This window comes from Antricoccus suffuscus (assembly GCF_003003235.1).
Lineage (GTDB): Bacteria > Actinomycetota > Actinomycetes > Mycobacteriales > Antricoccaceae > Antricoccus > Antricoccus suffuscus.
In genome coordinates this window covers 17,655-33,296 of the sequence record NZ_PVUE01000022.1, presented here as the reverse complement: position 1 = coordinate 33,296, position 15,642 = coordinate 17,655, and the positions used below count along the sequence as shown (strand labels likewise).

15 protein-coding genes are annotated in these 15,642 nt (G+C 64.4%); 1 reads left to right on the top strand and 14 read right to left on the bottom strand.

Features of this window, described 5'->3' with window-relative positions; translation table 11 throughout:
* Positions 1-104: 104 nt before the first annotated feature.
* The 3 genes from mdh to CLV47_RS19185 form a co-directional block, all read right to left on the bottom strand.
* A complete protein-coding gene (gene mdh / locus CLV47_RS19195) occupies positions 105-1,061 on the bottom strand; it encodes a malate dehydrogenase (RefSeq protein ID WP_106350737.1) in 957 nt (318 codons plus the stop codon).
* Between the two features lie 129 nt (positions 1,062-1,190).
* Positions 1,191-1,487, bottom strand: coding sequence for a DUF3017 domain-containing protein (locus CLV47_RS19190; RefSeq protein WP_106350736.1), 297 nt, complete (start codon positions 1,485-1,487; stop codon positions 1,191-1,193).
* Positions 1,488-1,496: 9 nt separating this feature from the next.
* Positions 1,497-2,354 (bottom strand): bifunctional methylenetetrahydrofolate dehydrogenase/methenyltetrahydrofolate cyclohydrolase, encoded by an 858-nt coding sequence (locus CLV47_RS19185; protein ID WP_106350735.1) that lies wholly within the window; start codon positions 2,352-2,354, stop codon positions 1,497-1,499.
* A 126-nt stretch (positions 2,355-2,480) separates the two neighbouring features.
* Here CLV47_RS19185 and CLV47_RS19180 point away from each other — a divergent pair, with 126 nt between their 5' ends.
* Positions 2,481-3,461, top strand: coding sequence for a ribose-phosphate diphosphokinase (locus CLV47_RS19180; protein ID WP_106350734.1), 981 nt, complete (start codon positions 2,481-2,483; stop codon positions 3,459-3,461).
* A 91-nt stretch (positions 3,462-3,552) separates the two neighbouring features.
* Here CLV47_RS19180 and CLV47_RS19175 read toward each other — a convergent pair whose 3' ends face one another.
* The 11 genes from CLV47_RS19175 to CLV47_RS19120 all read right to left on the bottom strand — a co-directional run bounded on the left by CLV47_RS19175 (position 3,553) and on the right by CLV47_RS19120 (position 15,537).
* Complete coding sequence (locus CLV47_RS19175; RefSeq protein WP_106350733.1) at positions 3,553-4,620, bottom strand: homoserine O-acetyltransferase family protein; 1,068 nt, start codon at positions 4,618-4,620, stop codon at positions 3,553-3,555.
* Between the two features lie 82 nt (positions 4,621-4,702).
* Entirely contained in the window at positions 4,703-6,250 is a 1,548-nt protein-coding gene (gene purH / locus CLV47_RS19170) for a bifunctional phosphoribosylaminoimidazolecarboxamide formyltransferase/IMP cyclohydrolase (RefSeq protein WP_106350732.1), read from the bottom strand.
* Positions 6,247-6,843, bottom strand: a complete 597-nt coding sequence (gene purN / locus CLV47_RS19165; protein ID WP_238145525.1) for a phosphoribosylglycinamide formyltransferase — start codon at positions 6,841-6,843, stop codon at positions 6,247-6,249. Before purN ends, purH begins: the two co-directional genes overlap by 4 nt.
* Positions 6,844-6,911: 68 nt before the next feature.
* Positions 6,912-8,423: a cell division protein PerM gene (locus tag CLV47_RS19160; protein ID WP_106350730.1), complete on the bottom strand. Its 1,512-nt coding sequence runs from the start codon at positions 8,421-8,423 to the stop codon at positions 6,912-6,914.
* Between the two features lie 85 nt (positions 8,424-8,508).
* Positions 8,509-9,693, bottom strand: coding sequence for a hypothetical protein (locus CLV47_RS19155; protein WP_146135451.1), 1,185 nt, complete (start codon positions 9,691-9,693; stop codon positions 8,509-8,511).
* Between the two features lie 160 nt (positions 9,694-9,853).
* On the bottom strand, positions 9,854-10,765 hold the full coding sequence (locus tag CLV47_RS22350) for a hypothetical protein (protein WP_146135450.1): 912 nt from the start codon (positions 10,763-10,765) through the stop codon (positions 9,854-9,856).
* Between the two features lie 210 nt (positions 10,766-10,975).
* Positions 10,976-11,857 carry a succinate--CoA ligase subunit alpha gene (gene sucD / locus CLV47_RS19140; RefSeq protein WP_106350726.1) on the bottom strand — a complete coding sequence of 294 codons (882 nt, stop codon included), beginning with the start codon at positions 11,855-11,857 and terminating at the stop codon, positions 10,976-10,978.
* Positions 11,858-11,872: 15 nt separating this feature from the next.
* Entirely contained in the window at positions 11,873-13,036 is a 1,164-nt protein-coding gene (sucC, locus tag CLV47_RS19135; protein ID WP_106350725.1) for an ADP-forming succinate--CoA ligase subunit beta, read from the bottom strand.
* A 113-nt stretch (positions 13,037-13,149) separates the two neighbouring features.
* Positions 13,150-13,869: a hypothetical protein gene (locus CLV47_RS19130; protein WP_106350724.1), complete on the bottom strand. Its 720-nt coding sequence runs from the start codon at positions 13,867-13,869 to the stop codon at positions 13,150-13,152.
* A 25-nt stretch (positions 13,870-13,894) separates the two neighbouring features.
* Positions 13,895-14,293 carry a coenzyme B12-dependent isobutyryl CoA mutase small subunit gene (locus CLV47_RS19125; protein ID WP_106350723.1) on the bottom strand — a complete coding sequence of 133 codons (399 nt, stop codon included), beginning with the start codon at positions 14,291-14,293 and terminating at the stop codon, positions 13,895-13,897.
* A gap of 128 nt (positions 14,294-14,421) precedes the next feature.
* The gene (locus CLV47_RS19120; protein WP_146135449.1) at positions 14,422-15,537 is read right to left on the bottom strand and encodes a hypothetical protein; all 1,116 of its coding nucleotides are present in this window, start codon (positions 15,535-15,537) and stop codon (positions 14,422-14,424) included.
* Positions 15,538-15,642: the final 105 nt, after the last annotated feature.

Below are 15,642 nucleotides of genomic sequence, written 5' to 3'. Positions count from 1 at the left end.
CCAGTTGCCGCGATATTGGCACGCTAACGACGGCCAGTAAAACGCCAAAAGGGCGGATTGGGCCGCGACTATGCGACCGAATCCGCCCCTGACGAAACTACTTCTTACAGGCTGCCCACGTCGGCTGCCTTGGCCTTGACGGCTTCGGCCGCCTCCTTGAGCCCGGCGATCTCGGACTCGGTGAGGTCGCCCTCGACGACCTTGCGTACGCCGCCCTTGCCGATTTCGGCTTCGACGCCGAGGTAGACACCCGAGATGCCATACTCGCCGTCGACCCAGGCGCAGACCGGCATGACGTCGCCGGAGTCGGTCGCGACCGCGCGTGCCATCCGGGCCGCCGCCGCGGACGGGGCGTAGTACGCCGAGCCGGTCTTGAGCAACGCGACGACCTCGGCGCCACCGTTACGGGTGCGTACGACGAGCTCCTCGATCTTGTCCGCGTCCATAACCTCGGACAGCGGCTTGCCGTCAACGGTGCAGCGTGACGGTACCGGCACCATCGTGTCGCCGTGCGAGCCGAGCGTGAGGGTCTTGACCGACGCGACCGGTACGCCGAGGGTCGTGGCTACGTTGTTGGTGAATCGCGCGGTGTCGAGCATGCCGGCCTGACCGATGACCCGGTTGTGCGGGAAGCCGGTGGCGATCTGCGCAAGCGTGGTCATCTCGTCAAGTGGGTTGGACACGACGATGACTACGGCGTTGGGCGAGTGCTTGGCAACCTGCTCAGCCACGCCGCGAACGATCTTGGCGTTGGTCTCGATCAGGTCCATGCGGCTCATGCCAGGCTTGCGCGGCAGACCGGCCGTGATCACGACGATGTCCGATCCGGCGGTCACCTCGTAGCCACTGCCGTCGACGCCCGTGGTGCCGCCGACGATCTCGGTCTCGAACCCTTCGATGGGGCGCGACTGGTTCATGTCGAGCGCGAGGCCCTCAGACTTGCCTTCGACAATATCGGTCAGCACGACCGTCTCGAATACGTCGTACTCCGCCAACCGCTGTGCGGTAGTTGACCCGTAGAACCCAGCGCCGACGACGGTTACCTTGCCCGAACGACTCATGTTTTGTCGCTACCTCCGCAATACTGGACACCCCAATCTTGTGGAGGGCGTCCGCCTATACATCCGAGGCTACCGCCGGGCAGGTCTGCGACGAACTCGCGGCGTGGTGATCTTTGCTGCACCTGCGGCTCAACCGGGGACACTCACCGCCAGCACCCCGAGGCCCACGGCTAGGGCTAAGCACAAGATCGTGTCCGTGACCCGCCCCCGCACCACCAGCCAGCCGGTCACCTTGGGCGGCATCGTGAGCCGAATGACACCGGCGACGGCCACGGCGAAGGCCATCACGACCAGACCTTTACGCCAATACTCGGTGGCGACCAGCGCCATTCCCACGGCTAGGGCGACCCACACCGCAAGAATCGGCAACTGGCGCTTGATACGCCCGGCCCAGCTCGCCGGCGGGATCGATCGGAAGATGTTCACCGCTGCCCGTCAGGCCCCCTGCGCCCGCCGTTCGGCGGCCTCGACCACATTCGTCAGTAACATCGCGCGGGTCATCGGTCCGACGCCACCGGGCATCGGCGCGAGGTACGCCGCGACCTCGCGCACATCGGGGGTGGTATCGCCGACGATGCCGTCCGGGGTGCGGCTCAATGCCACGTCGAGTACGGCGGCGCCGGGCTTGATCATGTCGCCGGTAACGAGTCCTGGTGACCCGGCCGCGGCTACCACGATGTCTGCCTGTCGCAGGTGGGCGGCGAGGTCCCTGGTGCCGGTGTGGCACGTAGTAACAGTCGCGTTTTCGCTCTTACGGGTCAGCAGCAGCCCAAGTGGGCGGCCGACCGTGATGCCACGGCCGACGACCGCGACATGAGTGCCGGCGATCGGCACGTCGTAGCGGCGCAGCAACTCGACGATGCCCCGCGGCGTACACGGCAATGGCGCCGGTACGCCGAGAACGAGACGGCCGAGGCTGACCGGATGCAACCCGTCAGCGTCTTTGAGGGGATCGATCAGCTCGAGCGCCGCCTCGCCGTCGAGACCCTTGGGCAGTGGAAGCTGGACGATGTAGCCGGTGCAGGCCGGATCCGCGTTCAACTCGGCGATCGCGGTTTCCACCTCACCTTGCGTCGCGGTCGCGGGCAGATCGCGGCGGATACTGGTGATGCCGACCTGCTCGCAGTCCCGGTGCTTGCCGGCGACGTACGACCGGCTACCCGGATCATCGCCAACCAAGACCGTCCCCAGACCCGGTGCTATCCCCTGTTCGCGCAGCCGCGCAACCCGAGACTTCAGCTCTTCTTTGATGGCGGTCGCGGTCGCTTTACCGTCCAGAATCGTCGCAGACATGGCGTCATCTTTTCACGCGACGCCCGCGGGTCTCGACCCACGCCGATGAGTGCGCGCTTTTGCATCGGCACGACCACAGGTTAGGGTCTTAGCGACACAGGCCAAGCAACCGCAGGAGCCTTATTAGTGCGTGAAATCGTTGTCTTTTCCGGTAGCGCCCACCACAAGCTCGCAGAACGTATCTGCGAGGGGCTCGGCGTACCGCTCTCACCAGTCGATATCAAGAGATTCAGCAACGATTGCCTGCAGGCGCAACTGATGGCCAACTGCCGCCAGCGCGACGTCTACTTGATCCAGCCGCTGGTGCCGCCGACCCAGGAGCACCTGATGGAGCTGCTCATGATGATCGACGCGGCCCGAGGAGCATCGGCGGCACAGATCACCGCGGTTATCCCACATTTCTCCTACGCGCGCTCGGACAAGAAGGACGCCTCACGGATCTCGCTCGGCGGACGGCTCGTCGCCGATATGCTTTCGGCCGCCGGCGTGCACAGGGTGCTCACTATGGCGCTGCATGCCCCTCAGGTGCACGGCTTCTTCAGCGTGCCGGTCGACCATCTGACCGCCATCGGCGAGCTCGCCGACGAGTTTCGCGGGCAGGACCTGAGCGACACAATCGTCATCTCCCCCGATCTTGGCAACGCAAAGACAGCGACCCAGTTCGCTCGCCTACTTGGGCTTCCTGTCGCGGCCGGAAGTAAACAACGGCTCGCCGACGACACGGTCGTCATCGACTCGATCGTGGGAGATGTGCAAGGCAAGAAAGCGATCATCCTCGACGACGAGATCGCGACTGGCGGATCTATCGTCGAGCTGCTCGACCGACTCAAGGATCTCGGTTGCACCGAGGCTCAGGTCGCCACGACGCATGGCCTTTTCGTCGGCAAAGCCGTCGAGAGGCTGCGCGGGCATCCGATGATCCGCGAGGTCATCACGACCGATACTGTGCCGGCGCCGACCGGGTGGCCAGAGCTCAAGACCCGTTCAGTGTCCGCGCTTTTTGCCCAGGCAATCGCTCGCATTCATGCCGGCGAGTCGGTGAGCAGTCTGTTCGACGGCGTCGACCCGACGTACGCGCCACCCCAGCCCAAGCTTCCTTTTCACTAGCGAGCCCGCTACGTCATGCGCTCTGGCTGCAACACCAGACCCCCGACGTGTGACGTCCTCTAGGGGTAGGCGAGACGGTGGCCAGGTTCACCTACTCGAGGCGGGTAAGGAATGCGCCGAGGATCGGTGCCCATAACGCCGCGTCCGCGTGGCTGGCCATATGTCCCTTGTCGGTCGGTAGTTCGACGTAGGTGATGTCGACTCCGGCCGCACGCATGTCGGCGACGTAGCCAGGGCTCTGCGCGATATCGAACACGGTATCCGACGGTGACTGCACGTAGAGGACCTTGGTGGATTTTAAGGCGGCGTAGTCATCGGTGATGTCGAACGTGCCGATTGCCCGTCGTAACACCATGAGCGAGTGACCGTCGTAGACCTGAGCCCAGGCCTCCGCGTCTGCACGAATAGCCGCCTCGCGGTCGGCGGGGTCTGGGATTGCCTGCGCCAGGATCTCGTTCATGCCGTAGTTCATCAAGGTTTCGAAACGCATTTTCTGTAGGGTCGCGCCGATCCCGCCGTTGTCGTAGTACCAACCGTCATTCCAGTTAGGGTCAGCGGAAAGCCGTCGCTGCAGCGGTTCGAGCTGACCCAGACCGGTCGGCGACCGCGGCGCCGTCACCGCTGCGGCAATCCCCTTCATGAATCCCGGGTATGACGCCGCCCATTGGAAGGACTGAAAGCCACCCATCGACGGTCCGACGACGGCGACGAGGCTTTCGATCCCCAACGAGTCGACTAACTGTTTCTCGGCGGCGACCATGTCTCGCATCGTGATGTCGGGAAACGTCGGCCCGTATGGCTTCTCGGTGCGCGGGTCGGTGCTGTTGGGCCCGGTGCTGCCATGCGCGGACCCGAGTGCGTTAACCGATATGACGAAGTATCGATCGGTGTCGACGGCCTTGCCGGGGCCGATCAGGGCGTCGTACCAACCAACCGCGTCGGGCCGCACGCCTCGCGCACTCTTGCCGGGCGCGTAACGACCGGCCGCGTGATGGCTCGAGGTGTAGCCGTGCACGACTAATATCGCGTTGTCTCGCCCCGGCGCCAGTTCGCCGTACGTCTCGTAGGCGAGCTGCAATGCCGGCAGCGACTGTCCACTCTCGAGCGGAAACTCGCCGGTGGCGAAGATCTTGCTCTCGATACCGCTCAACTGCGCCATTGCTACCCCTGGGGTCTGGTGACGATCCTTGGGAGCACTCTATCTATCCGACTCCTGCGATATATCCGACGCTCGCGGATCGCTAGTGATAAAAGTGACGAGTGCCGCTGAAGTACATCGTGACACCGGCTTTGGTCGCCGCCGCGACGACTTCTTCATCTCGGATCGACCCACCAGGCTGTACGACGGCTCGAACACCGGCCTCGAGCAGCACCTCAAGTCCGTCGGCGAACGGGAAGAACGCGTCCGACGCGGCGACTGTGCCGACAACCCGGTCGCCGGCGCGGTTCACCGCGAGTCGCGCCGAGTCAACACGGTTGACCTGCCCCATACCCACGCCGATCGTGGCGCCGTCGTTGGCCAACAGAATCGCGTTGGACTTGACCGCGCGAATCGCGCGCCATGCAAACTCAAGGTCCGCTAACGTCTTATCATCGGCCGCCGCACCGCAAGCGAGCGTCCAGTTCGCCGGCGAGTCACCCTCGGCGTCGATCCGGTCCTGCTGCTGCACCAGGGCGCCACCCGAGATCGGCCGCATCTCAATGCCAGCGGATTCGACCGGTTCGAGCGCGAGCAGGCGGATGTTCTTCTTGGCTTTGAGCACTTCCAGCGCGCCATCGTCGTAGCCCGGCGCGATGAGCACTTCAGTGAAGATCTCTGCGACCTGCTTGGCCATCTCGACCGAGACCGGCCGGTTTGTCGCGATTACGCCGCCGTACGCCGACAGCGGGTCACAGGCATGCGCCTTACGATGCGCCTGCGCAATATCCGATCCCACGGCAATACCGCAGGGATTGGCGTGCTTGATAACCGCGACCGCCGGACCGCTGAAGTCGTATGCCGCACGTCGCGCGGCGTCCGCGTCGACGTAGTTGTTGTAGGACATTTCCTTGCCGTGCAGCACTTCTGCATGCGCGATACCGGCTTCTGGGCCTCGGTACACGGCCGCCTTCTGATGGGGGTTCTCGCCATACCGCAACACCGCGCCCCGGTCCCACGTCTTGGCAGTGAATGCCGGGAATCCGCTGTCGCCGTCCGGCGCGTAGGTCGAGGCAAACCACGAAGACACGGCCGCGTCGTACGCCGCGGTATGCGCGAATGCCTGCGCCGCAAGGTGTTTGCGTTGGTCGAGGTCAAAACCGCCGTTCTGCAAAGCTTCTAGCACGTCGGCGTACGCCGAGGGCGAGGTCACGACGGCGACGTTGGCGTGGTTCTTAGCGGCGCCGCGCACCATCGACGGACCGCCGATGTCGATCTGTTCGATGCACTCGTCGGCCGAGGCACCGCTTGCGACAGTCTCGGTGAACGGGTACAAGTTGCTGACCAGCAGTTGAAAAGCCTCGACGCCGAGGTCGGCGAGCTGCGTTGTGTGGTCAGGGTTTCGCACATCGGCGAGCAGTCCGGCGTGGACCTTCGGGTGCAGCGTCTTGACGCGCCCATCGAGGCACTCGGGGAACCCCGTGAGGTCAGCAACCTCAGTGACCTTCGCGCCGGCCGCAGCGATCTGCTTGGCGGTCGAGCCGGTGGAGACGATCTCTACGCCGGCGGCGGCGAGCCCCTTGACGAGCTCCTCGAGCCCGGTCTTGTCGTAGACACTGATCAATGCGCGCGTAATCGCGACCTTGGTCATGAATATTCACCTTCCGCTGTGCGTTGCCGGGCGACTAGATGTTGTATGGCATCGATGAGCATCTGTCGCTCAACGACCTTGATTCGTTCGTGCAAGGACTCTTCGGTGTCGCCGTCGAGTACGTCGACCGCACGCTGGGCAATGATCGGCCCGGTGTCGATGCCTTCGTCGACCGTGAACAGCGTGCAGCCAGTGACCTTCACCCCGTGCGCCAGCGCGTCGCGGACGGCATGCGCACCGGGAAAGCTGGGCAGCAGCGCGGGATGCGTGTTGAGCATCCGACCGCCGTACCGCGCGAGGAATCCGGCACCGACGATCTTCATGAATCCGGCGCTGATCACCCAGTCCGGCTCATACGCCGCGACTTCGTTAGCGAGCGCTTCGTTCCATTCGGCTCGGTCGGCGTACTGACCCACCTTGCAGACAAACGTCGCCAGACCAGCGGCGCGGGCACGGTCGAGTCCGACGATCGCGTCGCGGTCGGCCCCGACGGCAACGATCTGCGCATCGAACGCGGGATCGACGCAGGCATCGATTAAAGACTGCAGCAGTGTCCCGCTACCGGAGATGAGTACGACGAGGCGAACGGGCACGTGACAAATCGTAGTGCAGCGCGCACTGTGGGCGAGCGCACGATGCGTCCGGCCTCCGTATCGATCGTTTAGCTCGCCTTACGCTGACGGTCCTGGACCAGTTGAGCGGCGATCGCGGCGGTATCGATACGGCCGGTGTCGCATTGGTCGACCGCCTCCGGCACCTCGTCGGGAGCGATCGCTTCGGAGGCATCGCCGTCGGTTTCGGGTGCGTCCTTCGTGTCCTCGTCCGCGGTGTCTGTTTCGTCCGCTGCGTCCGCTGGGTCCGGATCATCGGTCCCAGATTCGTCAGTCTCGGGCTCGTCGGCATCGTCAGGTTCGGCATCCTCAACGATCTGATCCTTCGTACGCCGCTTCTCCAGCCGCTCGGCCACGATGGCGACGACACCCTTCAGGTTGACGGTGTAGGTCGTGATCGCCATCAGCACCGCCATCCCGACGACGCCGAACAGAAACAGCCGCAACGGAGATGCGCCGAGAGATGCGAGCCGGTCGGCTCCGATTCCGCCGGAGCCGAGTAGCGCGAACGCACTCAGCATGAGTCCGATGGTGAGGGCCATGGCGCCGACGCCCCCGGCGAGCCGGGCGACCGAACGCTCGTCAGGCTCGAGATGCCGCACAAACACCAGCGCGGCGACAACGGCCGCAGCAATCGGCGCGATAAGTGACGACCAGGTCAGCGCGCTCGGGTGATCAGGCATGACCGCGAAGAGCGGGAAGGCCGGCAGCGGTCCGAGGTGCACCGACAGCAGCCCGACATGCGTGCCTGCCCCGACCGAGAACCCCGCTCCCAGACTGAATGCGGCAATGCATAGCAACGCATTGGGCAGGAAGAGCATCGCCACGACGGCGATCGTCAAGCCGGACGTGCCGCTTGGACCGAGTGCCGCGATCATCGCGCTAGCGGCACTGAAGTTGATAATCAGAGAGGCGATGAACAGCAACGCCGACATGCCGATGAGCGCGAGTACGCCGGCCAATGCACCGCGCAGATAGGCATGTGAGGGGCCCGGCAGCCGACCGAGTAACTGCTGACCGAGCCCCGATTCGGCGAGCATGCCCAGTGCGGTAGGCAAAACTGATAGCGCGCCGCTGACCAGGCCGAGTTTGAGCAGGCCGATGGTGACCGCGGAGGTCGTACCGACCGCAGTGAGCACGAACGCGGTGGTCACGTAGGTCAACCCGACGGCGATCAGCGCTTCAAGGATCCCCAGGTAGGTCCCGATATCGCACCGCCGCGCGAGACTGCGCCCAGAACGGTAGAAGAGGTAGCCGATCAGTGCGGTCACCGCTAGCGGTGGCAACGAAAGTGCACCGCCGCCGAAGCTGAGTCCCCCGCCGTTGGCCAACAGCCAGGATTGCACGCCCACAATCGCCGCGCTGTAGGTTGTCGCGCCGGCGGGATGATCCAGTGACCAGGCGACCAGCGCGAGCGCGATCATCATCGTGAGCCCAGCGAGCACAACGCCTAAGGCCGACAGGGCCGACCACAGCACGGCCCGGCCATTGTTAAACGCCCGCGATGGTGTACGTGTCTCTTGCTCGCCAGCCTTCGTCAACTCTTTGGTCGGGGCACTCACTCGTCAAGAGTCACAGAGTCGTCGGCCAGTGTGGTGAAGGCACGCCGCACACCACCTGCATCTGCTGCATCACCACTCACGCGAATCAGCGCGACGGTGGTCTGTCTTTGGTTCGGGGCCGGGGTGCGATGCGGGGCGTCTGTAGCGCGTCGGCCACCTCAAACGCAGACAGCGACATCAACACCGCGCCGACGGCGAGGATCAGGTAGCCACCGAGAGACAGGTGCGCGCTGAACTGCGCCGCGTCGAGCTTCGTCACTGACGCGAGCGCGATTTCGCGACTCGTGAGAGTGCCGAGGGCGATAAAGAACCACATGACTGCAAACAGTCCCGCGAGCCCCAGCAACGGTCCGATTGCGAACCCGCCAGGGATTCGGGTAGGCGCGCGGCGGCACAGCATGATCAGCGCGAGCACTGCGGCAATCACCAGCAGGACGAATGACCAGACGGTCAGCGCCGACCACCAGCCGTCCACGGCGACGCCGGCTTGCTCGTACTGGGTGAGCGCCGTGCTGACCGACGACGACTCGTTCACGGCCACCAGTCCCACTGGGATCGTGGCCGGCTTACCTGCGAAGCTGATGTCTAAAGCGATCACGCTGAACGCCGCGGCGGCCGCGACCGGCGTGAAGAACACGGCATACCGCATCGGACCGGCATGCGGGCGCTTGTGCTGCACGGTCGGCAGCTGCAGGAATTCCAGTACCCCGATCAGGAGCGTCACGGCGCCGACGATCACCGCCACGATCGGTCCGACGGCGAGCGACGCGGTCCCTTTCGACCCGCTGGTGCGCAGCAAGATGTCGAAGAACCCGAGAACCGACAGCAGGCCGGCTGCGCCGGTGAATCCACCGACGAGTACGCCGACCCGCAAACGGCGAGAGAGCGGCAGGAATACAGACAGCGCAAAGATCACGACCGCGACGGTGAGGAACGCAAAGCTCCAGGCGTACGCCGGACGGCTCCACAGCACCAGCGTAGACATGCCCTGCTCGGTGGCCGCGCCGGACAGCTTGAGGATCGGTAGCGAGTTGGTGACGATCTGCGCAACCAGTAGTACCAGGATCGCCCAGCGCGACGGCGGAACCTGAGCGTTCTTGAACCCGCCTCGCGCGGCGAGGGACTCCCCCCAGGACATCTGATGCTGCGTCCACCCGACCGGCGGCGGTCGATGCGGCGCGGGTGTGACGACGTAGTTCGGTGCCGGCCTCCGCGGCTCCGGATCTACCGGCGGTCCGTCGTACGCCGGCGGCTGCTTCTCCCCTGTCACCTACGACTCCTTGCCCCGGCTCTGCGCGCGCCCTATTCGGTACTCACACGGACGCAACGACAAGCCGCGCGGTGCCATCTATCCCGATCAAGTTTCAAAGCCGAAGGGCCCGCGTGATCGCGGGCCCTTCGTTAGCTGCCGATGTCTGTGCTGTTGCCGACTAGCCCTGTGGCGAGCCCCAACCCTGCTGCGGCGGCGGATAGCCGCCCGGGGCACCAGGTCCGGGCTGTCCCGGCGCCTGCTGGCCCGGTGCCTGCTGGCCCGGCGCCGGCTGACCCCAACCCTGCTGCGGCTGTCCACCGGCAGGCTGGCCCCACTGGCCGGCTGCGGGCTGACCCCACTGTCCGCCGGTGCTGGACGGCGTCTTGGGCTGCTTGATCGCCCACATAATCTCAAGTGCGCCGAGTGCCAGTCCGGCGATACCAGCGACGAGGACGAAGTACGCGCCCACGCCGTACTGGTCGATATGGGAGATATTGACCAGGAATTCGAGCACCCCGAACAGGCCGCCGATGGCAAGGGCGCCACCGGTCGCGAATGCGAGCGGGAACGGCAGCGACAGGTTAAGGAATATGTCCACGGCCGCTGCAGCAGCGGCAATGAGGAAGAAGATGAACATGAAGATGTTCAGAGTCAGGTTCCAGCCCGACGCGCCGGAGTAGCTGTAGGTCTGGCCATAGTAGGTCTCGCTCGCGCCGGCAACAAAGTTCAGCGAGATTGCCAGGATGCTGAAAAGCCACATCCCCAAGCCGCCCCACTGACCGGGACGGATCGTGGCCGCGTTGAATTTCTTGACCGCGCTGGACTGGCCCATCGACTGGCCTAGTGACTGGCCCCACGTCGGTTGCCCTTGCGGCTGGCCTGGCTGACCATGCTGCTGGCCCTGCGGCTGGCCGTATGCCTGGCCCTGTGGCTGGCCATATGGCTGCTGAGGTTGCGGCTGAGCGAAGCCACCGGATGGCGGTCCCTGTGGCTGCTGCGGCGCAGCGAAACCGCCCGACGGCGGTCCCTGCGGCTGTTGTCCTTCAGGCTGGCCAAAGCCACCTGTCGGCGGACCCTGCGGATACGACATTCCGACCCCTTGATTGAGTACTTCACATTGGTCTACGCAGACGTAGACAATAATTAGCAGTTCTAGGTTCCGCGCCTACAATAAGCCATCGCGACCCAAACAGGCAGCACGAGGCGCGATTCGTTAAATGCCTGATACGTGACGCGACCCGCGAAGACCATCTTTCGACGGGTCCGCGGGCCGCATCACTATAGGACTTCTAGCGCACGATCAAAGCGCGTTGACGATCTCACGCATCAGAGCGGCGGCCTCGGACGGCGTCTTACCGACCTTCACGCCGGCCGCCTCAAGCGCTTCCTTCTTGGCCTGCGCCGTACCCGACGAACCGGACACGATCGCGCCCGCGTGACCCATGGTCTTGCCTTCGGGCGCCGTGAATCCTGCAACGTAGCCGACAACCGGCTTGGTGATGTTGGCCTTGATGTAGTCGGCCGCACGTTCCTCGGCGTCGCCGCCGATCTCGCCGATCATCACGACAGCAACAGTCTCGGGATCGTTCTCAAACGCCTCGAGGCAGTCGATGTGGGTCGTACCGATGACCGGATCGCCACCGATGCCGACCGCGGTCGAGAAGCCGATGTCCCGCAACTCGTACATCATCTGGTAGGTCAGCGTGCCGGACTTCGAGACCAGGCCGATCTTGCCCGGGCCGGAGATATTGGTCGGAATGATGCCAGCGCTTGATAGTCCCGGGCTCTGCAGGCCCGGACAGTTCGGCCCGATGAAACGGGTCTTCTTGCCCTGGGCGTACGCCCAGAACGCGGTCGCGTCATGCACCGGAATGCCCTCGGTGATTACGACCGCGAGCTCGATCTCGGCGTCGATGGCTTCGATGGCCGCGGCCTTAGCAAATTTCGGTGGGACGAAGATGACCGTCACGTCGGCGCCGGTCGCATCCTTGGCTTCCTGAACCGAACCGAAAACCGGGACCTCGGTGCCATCGAAGTCGACCTTCTGGCCGCCCTTGCCCGGGGTCACGCCGCCGACGACCTTGCTGCCGTAGGCGATCATCCGGCGGGTGTGCTTCATACCCTCCGAACCGGTCATGCCCTGCACGATGATCTTGCTGTTTTCATTGAGAAAAATTGCCACTGGAGTGTCCGTCCCTTATTTCGCAGCGGCGAGCTCGGCGGCCTTGGCCGCTGCGCCGTCCATCGTGTCGACCTGCTGTACCAACGGGTGGTTTGCATCGTTGAGGATCTTGCGACCCTCTTCAACGTTGTTGCCGTCGAGGCGTACGACGAGCGGCTTGGTCGCCTTGTCACCAAGCTGTCCGAGCGCAGTGACAATGCCCGTCGCGACCGTGTCGCACGAGGTGATGCCGCCAAAGACGTTGACGAACACGCTGCGCACCGAGGGATCGGACAGGATCAGCCCGAGACCGTTGGCCATAACCTCAGCGGACGAGCCGCCCCCGAGGTCCAGGAAGTTCGCCGGTCGCACGCTGTACTGCTCCCCGGCATACGCAACCACGTCGAGCGTAGACATGACCAGCCCGGCGCCGTTGCCGATAATGCCGACCTCCCCGTCGAGCTTGACGTAGTTGAGCGAGAGCTCCTTGGCCTTCTGCTCAAGGGGATCGGCCGCTGACTTGTCCGCGAGCGCTGCCTGCTCCGGATGCCGGAAACTAGCGTTCTCATCGATGGTGACCTTGCCGTCGAGCGCGATAATCTTGCCGGCAGGGTCCTTGACCAACGGGTTGACCTCGACCAGGGTGGCGTCTTCCTTGACGAACACGTCCCACAGTTTCTTGGCCACTTCGGCGATCTGGTCGGCAACATCGGCCGGGAACTTCGCCGCTTCCACGATCTCCCGCGCCTTAGCGTCGTCGACACCGACATTGGCGTCGATAGACACCCTCGCCAGCGCCTCCGGGCGGGTTTCGGCTACCTCTTCGATCTCGACGCCACCTTCGACAGATGCCATCGCAAGGAAGGTGCGGTTCGACCGATCAAGCAAGAAGGAGATGTAGTACTCCTCGGCGATGTCGGACGCGGCGGCCACCATCACCTGGTGAACGGTATGGCCCTTGATGTCCATACCCAGGATGGCCTCGGCCTTTTCCTTCGCATCATCGGGGTCGTCGGCGAGCTTGACGCCGCCGGCCTTGCCGCGGCCGCCGGTTTTTACCTGCGCCTTGACGACAACCTGACCACCGATTTTGGTCGCGATTTCCTTCGCCTGCTCTGCCGTCTCGGCAACGCCTCCACCAAGCACCGGTACGTCGTGCTTGGCGAAGAGCTCACGAGCCTGATACTCGAAAAGATCCACTATGCATCCATTCCTTGTCGCGCCGCGGCGCTTTTGAATGTTCGAACACCTGTCATCTGGCAGGCGGGTCCTGCAATATTCTGGCCGTGAGCGAGCGTATCGCTCCCAGGTCGCTAGCCGACCAGCGCCCTGCCATGCGCGATCGAGGCGACCTGCCCGAGACCGATATCTGGGTCTGGCTTGTGCCCCGAGGTTGGAATACTCGCTAGCTGCGCTCCGTCGCGGCCTTCAACGACCCACTTCTTCGACGGACGCTGGTTCTTGCGCGGCTTGCCCTTTTTGTCCAACGCGATCGTTTCGTGGACATAGACCCGGCCGATCGCCGACCACGGGATGCGCGCGACGCCCTCCGTATTTGTCTTGTCGCGCACCTGGACTCCGCCGCCTTCGAAGACGATCTTCGGCTGTTTGTCGAGAAGCTTGACCAGCTGTATGACCGCGACAACGATGAGAACGATCGGCAGGATGTGGATCAAGATGCTGCCCCTGGTGACCCGCCCGGCGCCGTTGTCGAACTCAAACAGCGAGCCGTCGTACTGCAGCCATAGAACGATGGCGATTGCGACCGCAACGCACGCGATCGCGATCACCGCCGCCATCGTCCGATTGACCTCCACCACAACGCGTCCGTCATCCGGCGGCTTGATCGGCGCGACCGGCGCCGGCGGTCCGCCGACGGGCTGCACCGGTTGCTGTGGCTGCATCGGCTGCTGCGACGGCGCGGGACCGTTGCCAAATTGCGGCGCGCCACTTTGCGGGAACTGTCGCGGCGGCGGCCCGCCGTACGGTCCGTTTGGCGGCGTTTGCTGGGGAAATTGCGGAGGCTGGTTCATATATCTGATTTCTATAGTCGCGGGATCAGTCGCGGGTCACATTTTCTTTGACCCAGGCGGCGATGGATTCTGTCGTGGCCCCGGGGGTGAAGACCTTCGCTACGCCTATCTTTGCGAGTTCGACCTTGTCGTCTTCCGGAATGATTCCGCCGCCGAAGATCACCACGTCGGACGCGTCGCGTTCCTTGAGTAGCTCGGCGACGCGCGCAAACTGAGTCATATGCGCGCCGGACAGCACCGAAAGCCCGACGCAGTCGGCGTCCTCCTGCAGGACCGTCTCGACAATCTGCTCGGGGGTCTGGTGCAAGCCTGTGTAGATCACTTCCATGCCTGCATCGCGCAATGCGCGCGCAACGACCTTGGCACCTCGGTCGTGTCCGTCCAGGCCGGGTTTAGCCACAACCACCCGAATTCGAGAACTCATCTGCTCATTCCCTCACTTGCCAGAGGGGTTGGCACCCCGTCGTTACTGGACAACACCGATACTTCTCGATCACCCACGAGCGTACATACCCGCCAGGATCACAATGCGCGGACCAAACCCGTCGACGGTCATATCTCGTCGGTTTCCGCGCCGAGCGGTCCGGTACGACGGCGCCGAGTCAGCGTTGCGTAGACGGCGCCGGCTGCTGTGATGACCGTGGCCGCGGCTAGAAGGTACGAGCGGACCCCGGCCACAAAGTCCGGATTACCAATGACGTCACGGAAGTTCAGCAATGCCTCGTAGGCGAAAAAGCCGCTCAACCCGACCAGGCCGCCGATGACCGACGTACGAGCCAAGAGAAACGCGATCAGTACGCCGACGATCAGGACGGTCACCATAAAGGTGATGCCGCCGGCTCGACCCAGGCCGAGCATGCCGCCCGGGCCTGCAGGTACCTGCACATCTACGGGCACCTCGGTGATCCCGTCCGGTTTGGTGACTCGCACTGCCGGGAAGACCGGCGGGTTGTAGAACGCGATCAAGCCGATGATCCCAGCGCCGACGGACGCAAGCGCGACTCCGACGCGAGCACCCTCCAGCGGTACCGGGTCGTTGTCCTCGATGCGGGGCCAGCAGATCGCGCAGAGGATCAACGCCACGACCAGCGCGCCCTGGCCGGCGACGGTCAGGGTGTGCCCGGTGAGTCCCGTGATCGAGGTTGTCTCGTAGCCCTTGCCGAAGTAGAAATCCGTCGTGGGGTGCTCTGGGATGCTGGACGTCTGGAAAATCGCAAGCATCAGCGAGCCGACCGCCGTCGCACCAAACGCGAGGAGCGCTGACATAGCCGCACGCCCGGCTCGACCGATCGCCAGCAAGACACCGGCCCCCGCGACGACAGTCAGGAGGACGAGCTGCGCGAGTACCGACAACACTGAGACGGGCGCGGTGACCGTTTGTCCGCTGAGGTCGGCGTAAGGCGTGTACTGGCCGACGACGAGCGCCACTGCGCCGACGACAGCCAGTGCACCGGCGGCCCGCATCACCATCGGCGCCCAGCCGCCCGAACGGTCCGGAGCGATCAGCGTCCCGAACGTCAGCTCGGGCGCGCTTTGCTTTGGGCGGGGCGGGGTACGCCGTACCGCGCCGGCGGGACGTCCCTTCGCGGACTTGCGCCCGGTGGGTCGCGCGCCAGCAGACTTAGCCTTCGCGGCCTGCTTGCCTGCGCGGGGTGTCGTGCTCGCCACCGATGGGACCCTCCGTTCGCCGCTCATTGGTATCTAAGTGCATTGGCATCTAAGTGTTCGCGGCGATCAATAACGGTAACAACGAAACCGTCCCAACCGGCCGCG

Bases quoted from the DNA above. Each gene is read 5' to 3' on its own strand.
- mdh (WP_106350737.1), bottom strand. From the start codon at position 1,061: ATGAGTCGTTCGGGCAAGGTAACCGTCGTCGGCGCTGGGTTCTACGGG.
- CLV47_RS19185 (WP_106350735.1), bottom strand. From the start codon at position 2,354: ATGTCTGCGACGATTCTGGACGGTAAAGCGACCGCGACCGCCATCAAA.
- CLV47_RS19175 (WP_106350733.1), bottom strand. From the start codon at position 4,620: ATGGCGCAGTTGAGCGGTATCGAGAGCAAGATCTTCGCCACCGGCGAG.
- purH (WP_106350732.1), bottom strand. From the start codon at position 6,250: ATGACCAAGGTCGCGATTACGCGCGCATTGATCAGTGTCTACGACAAG.
- CLV47_RS22350 (WP_146135450.1), bottom strand. From the start codon at position 10,765: ATGTCGTATCCGCAGGGTCCGCCGACAGGTGGCTTTGGCCAGCCTGAA.
- CLV47_RS19130 (WP_106350724.1), bottom strand. From the start codon at position 13,869: ATGAACCAGCCTCCGCAATTTCCCCAGCAAACGCCGCCAAACGGACCG.
- CLV47_RS19125 (WP_106350723.1), bottom strand. From the start codon at position 14,293: ATGAGTTCTCGAATTCGGGTGGTTGTGGCTAAACCCGGCCTGGACGGA.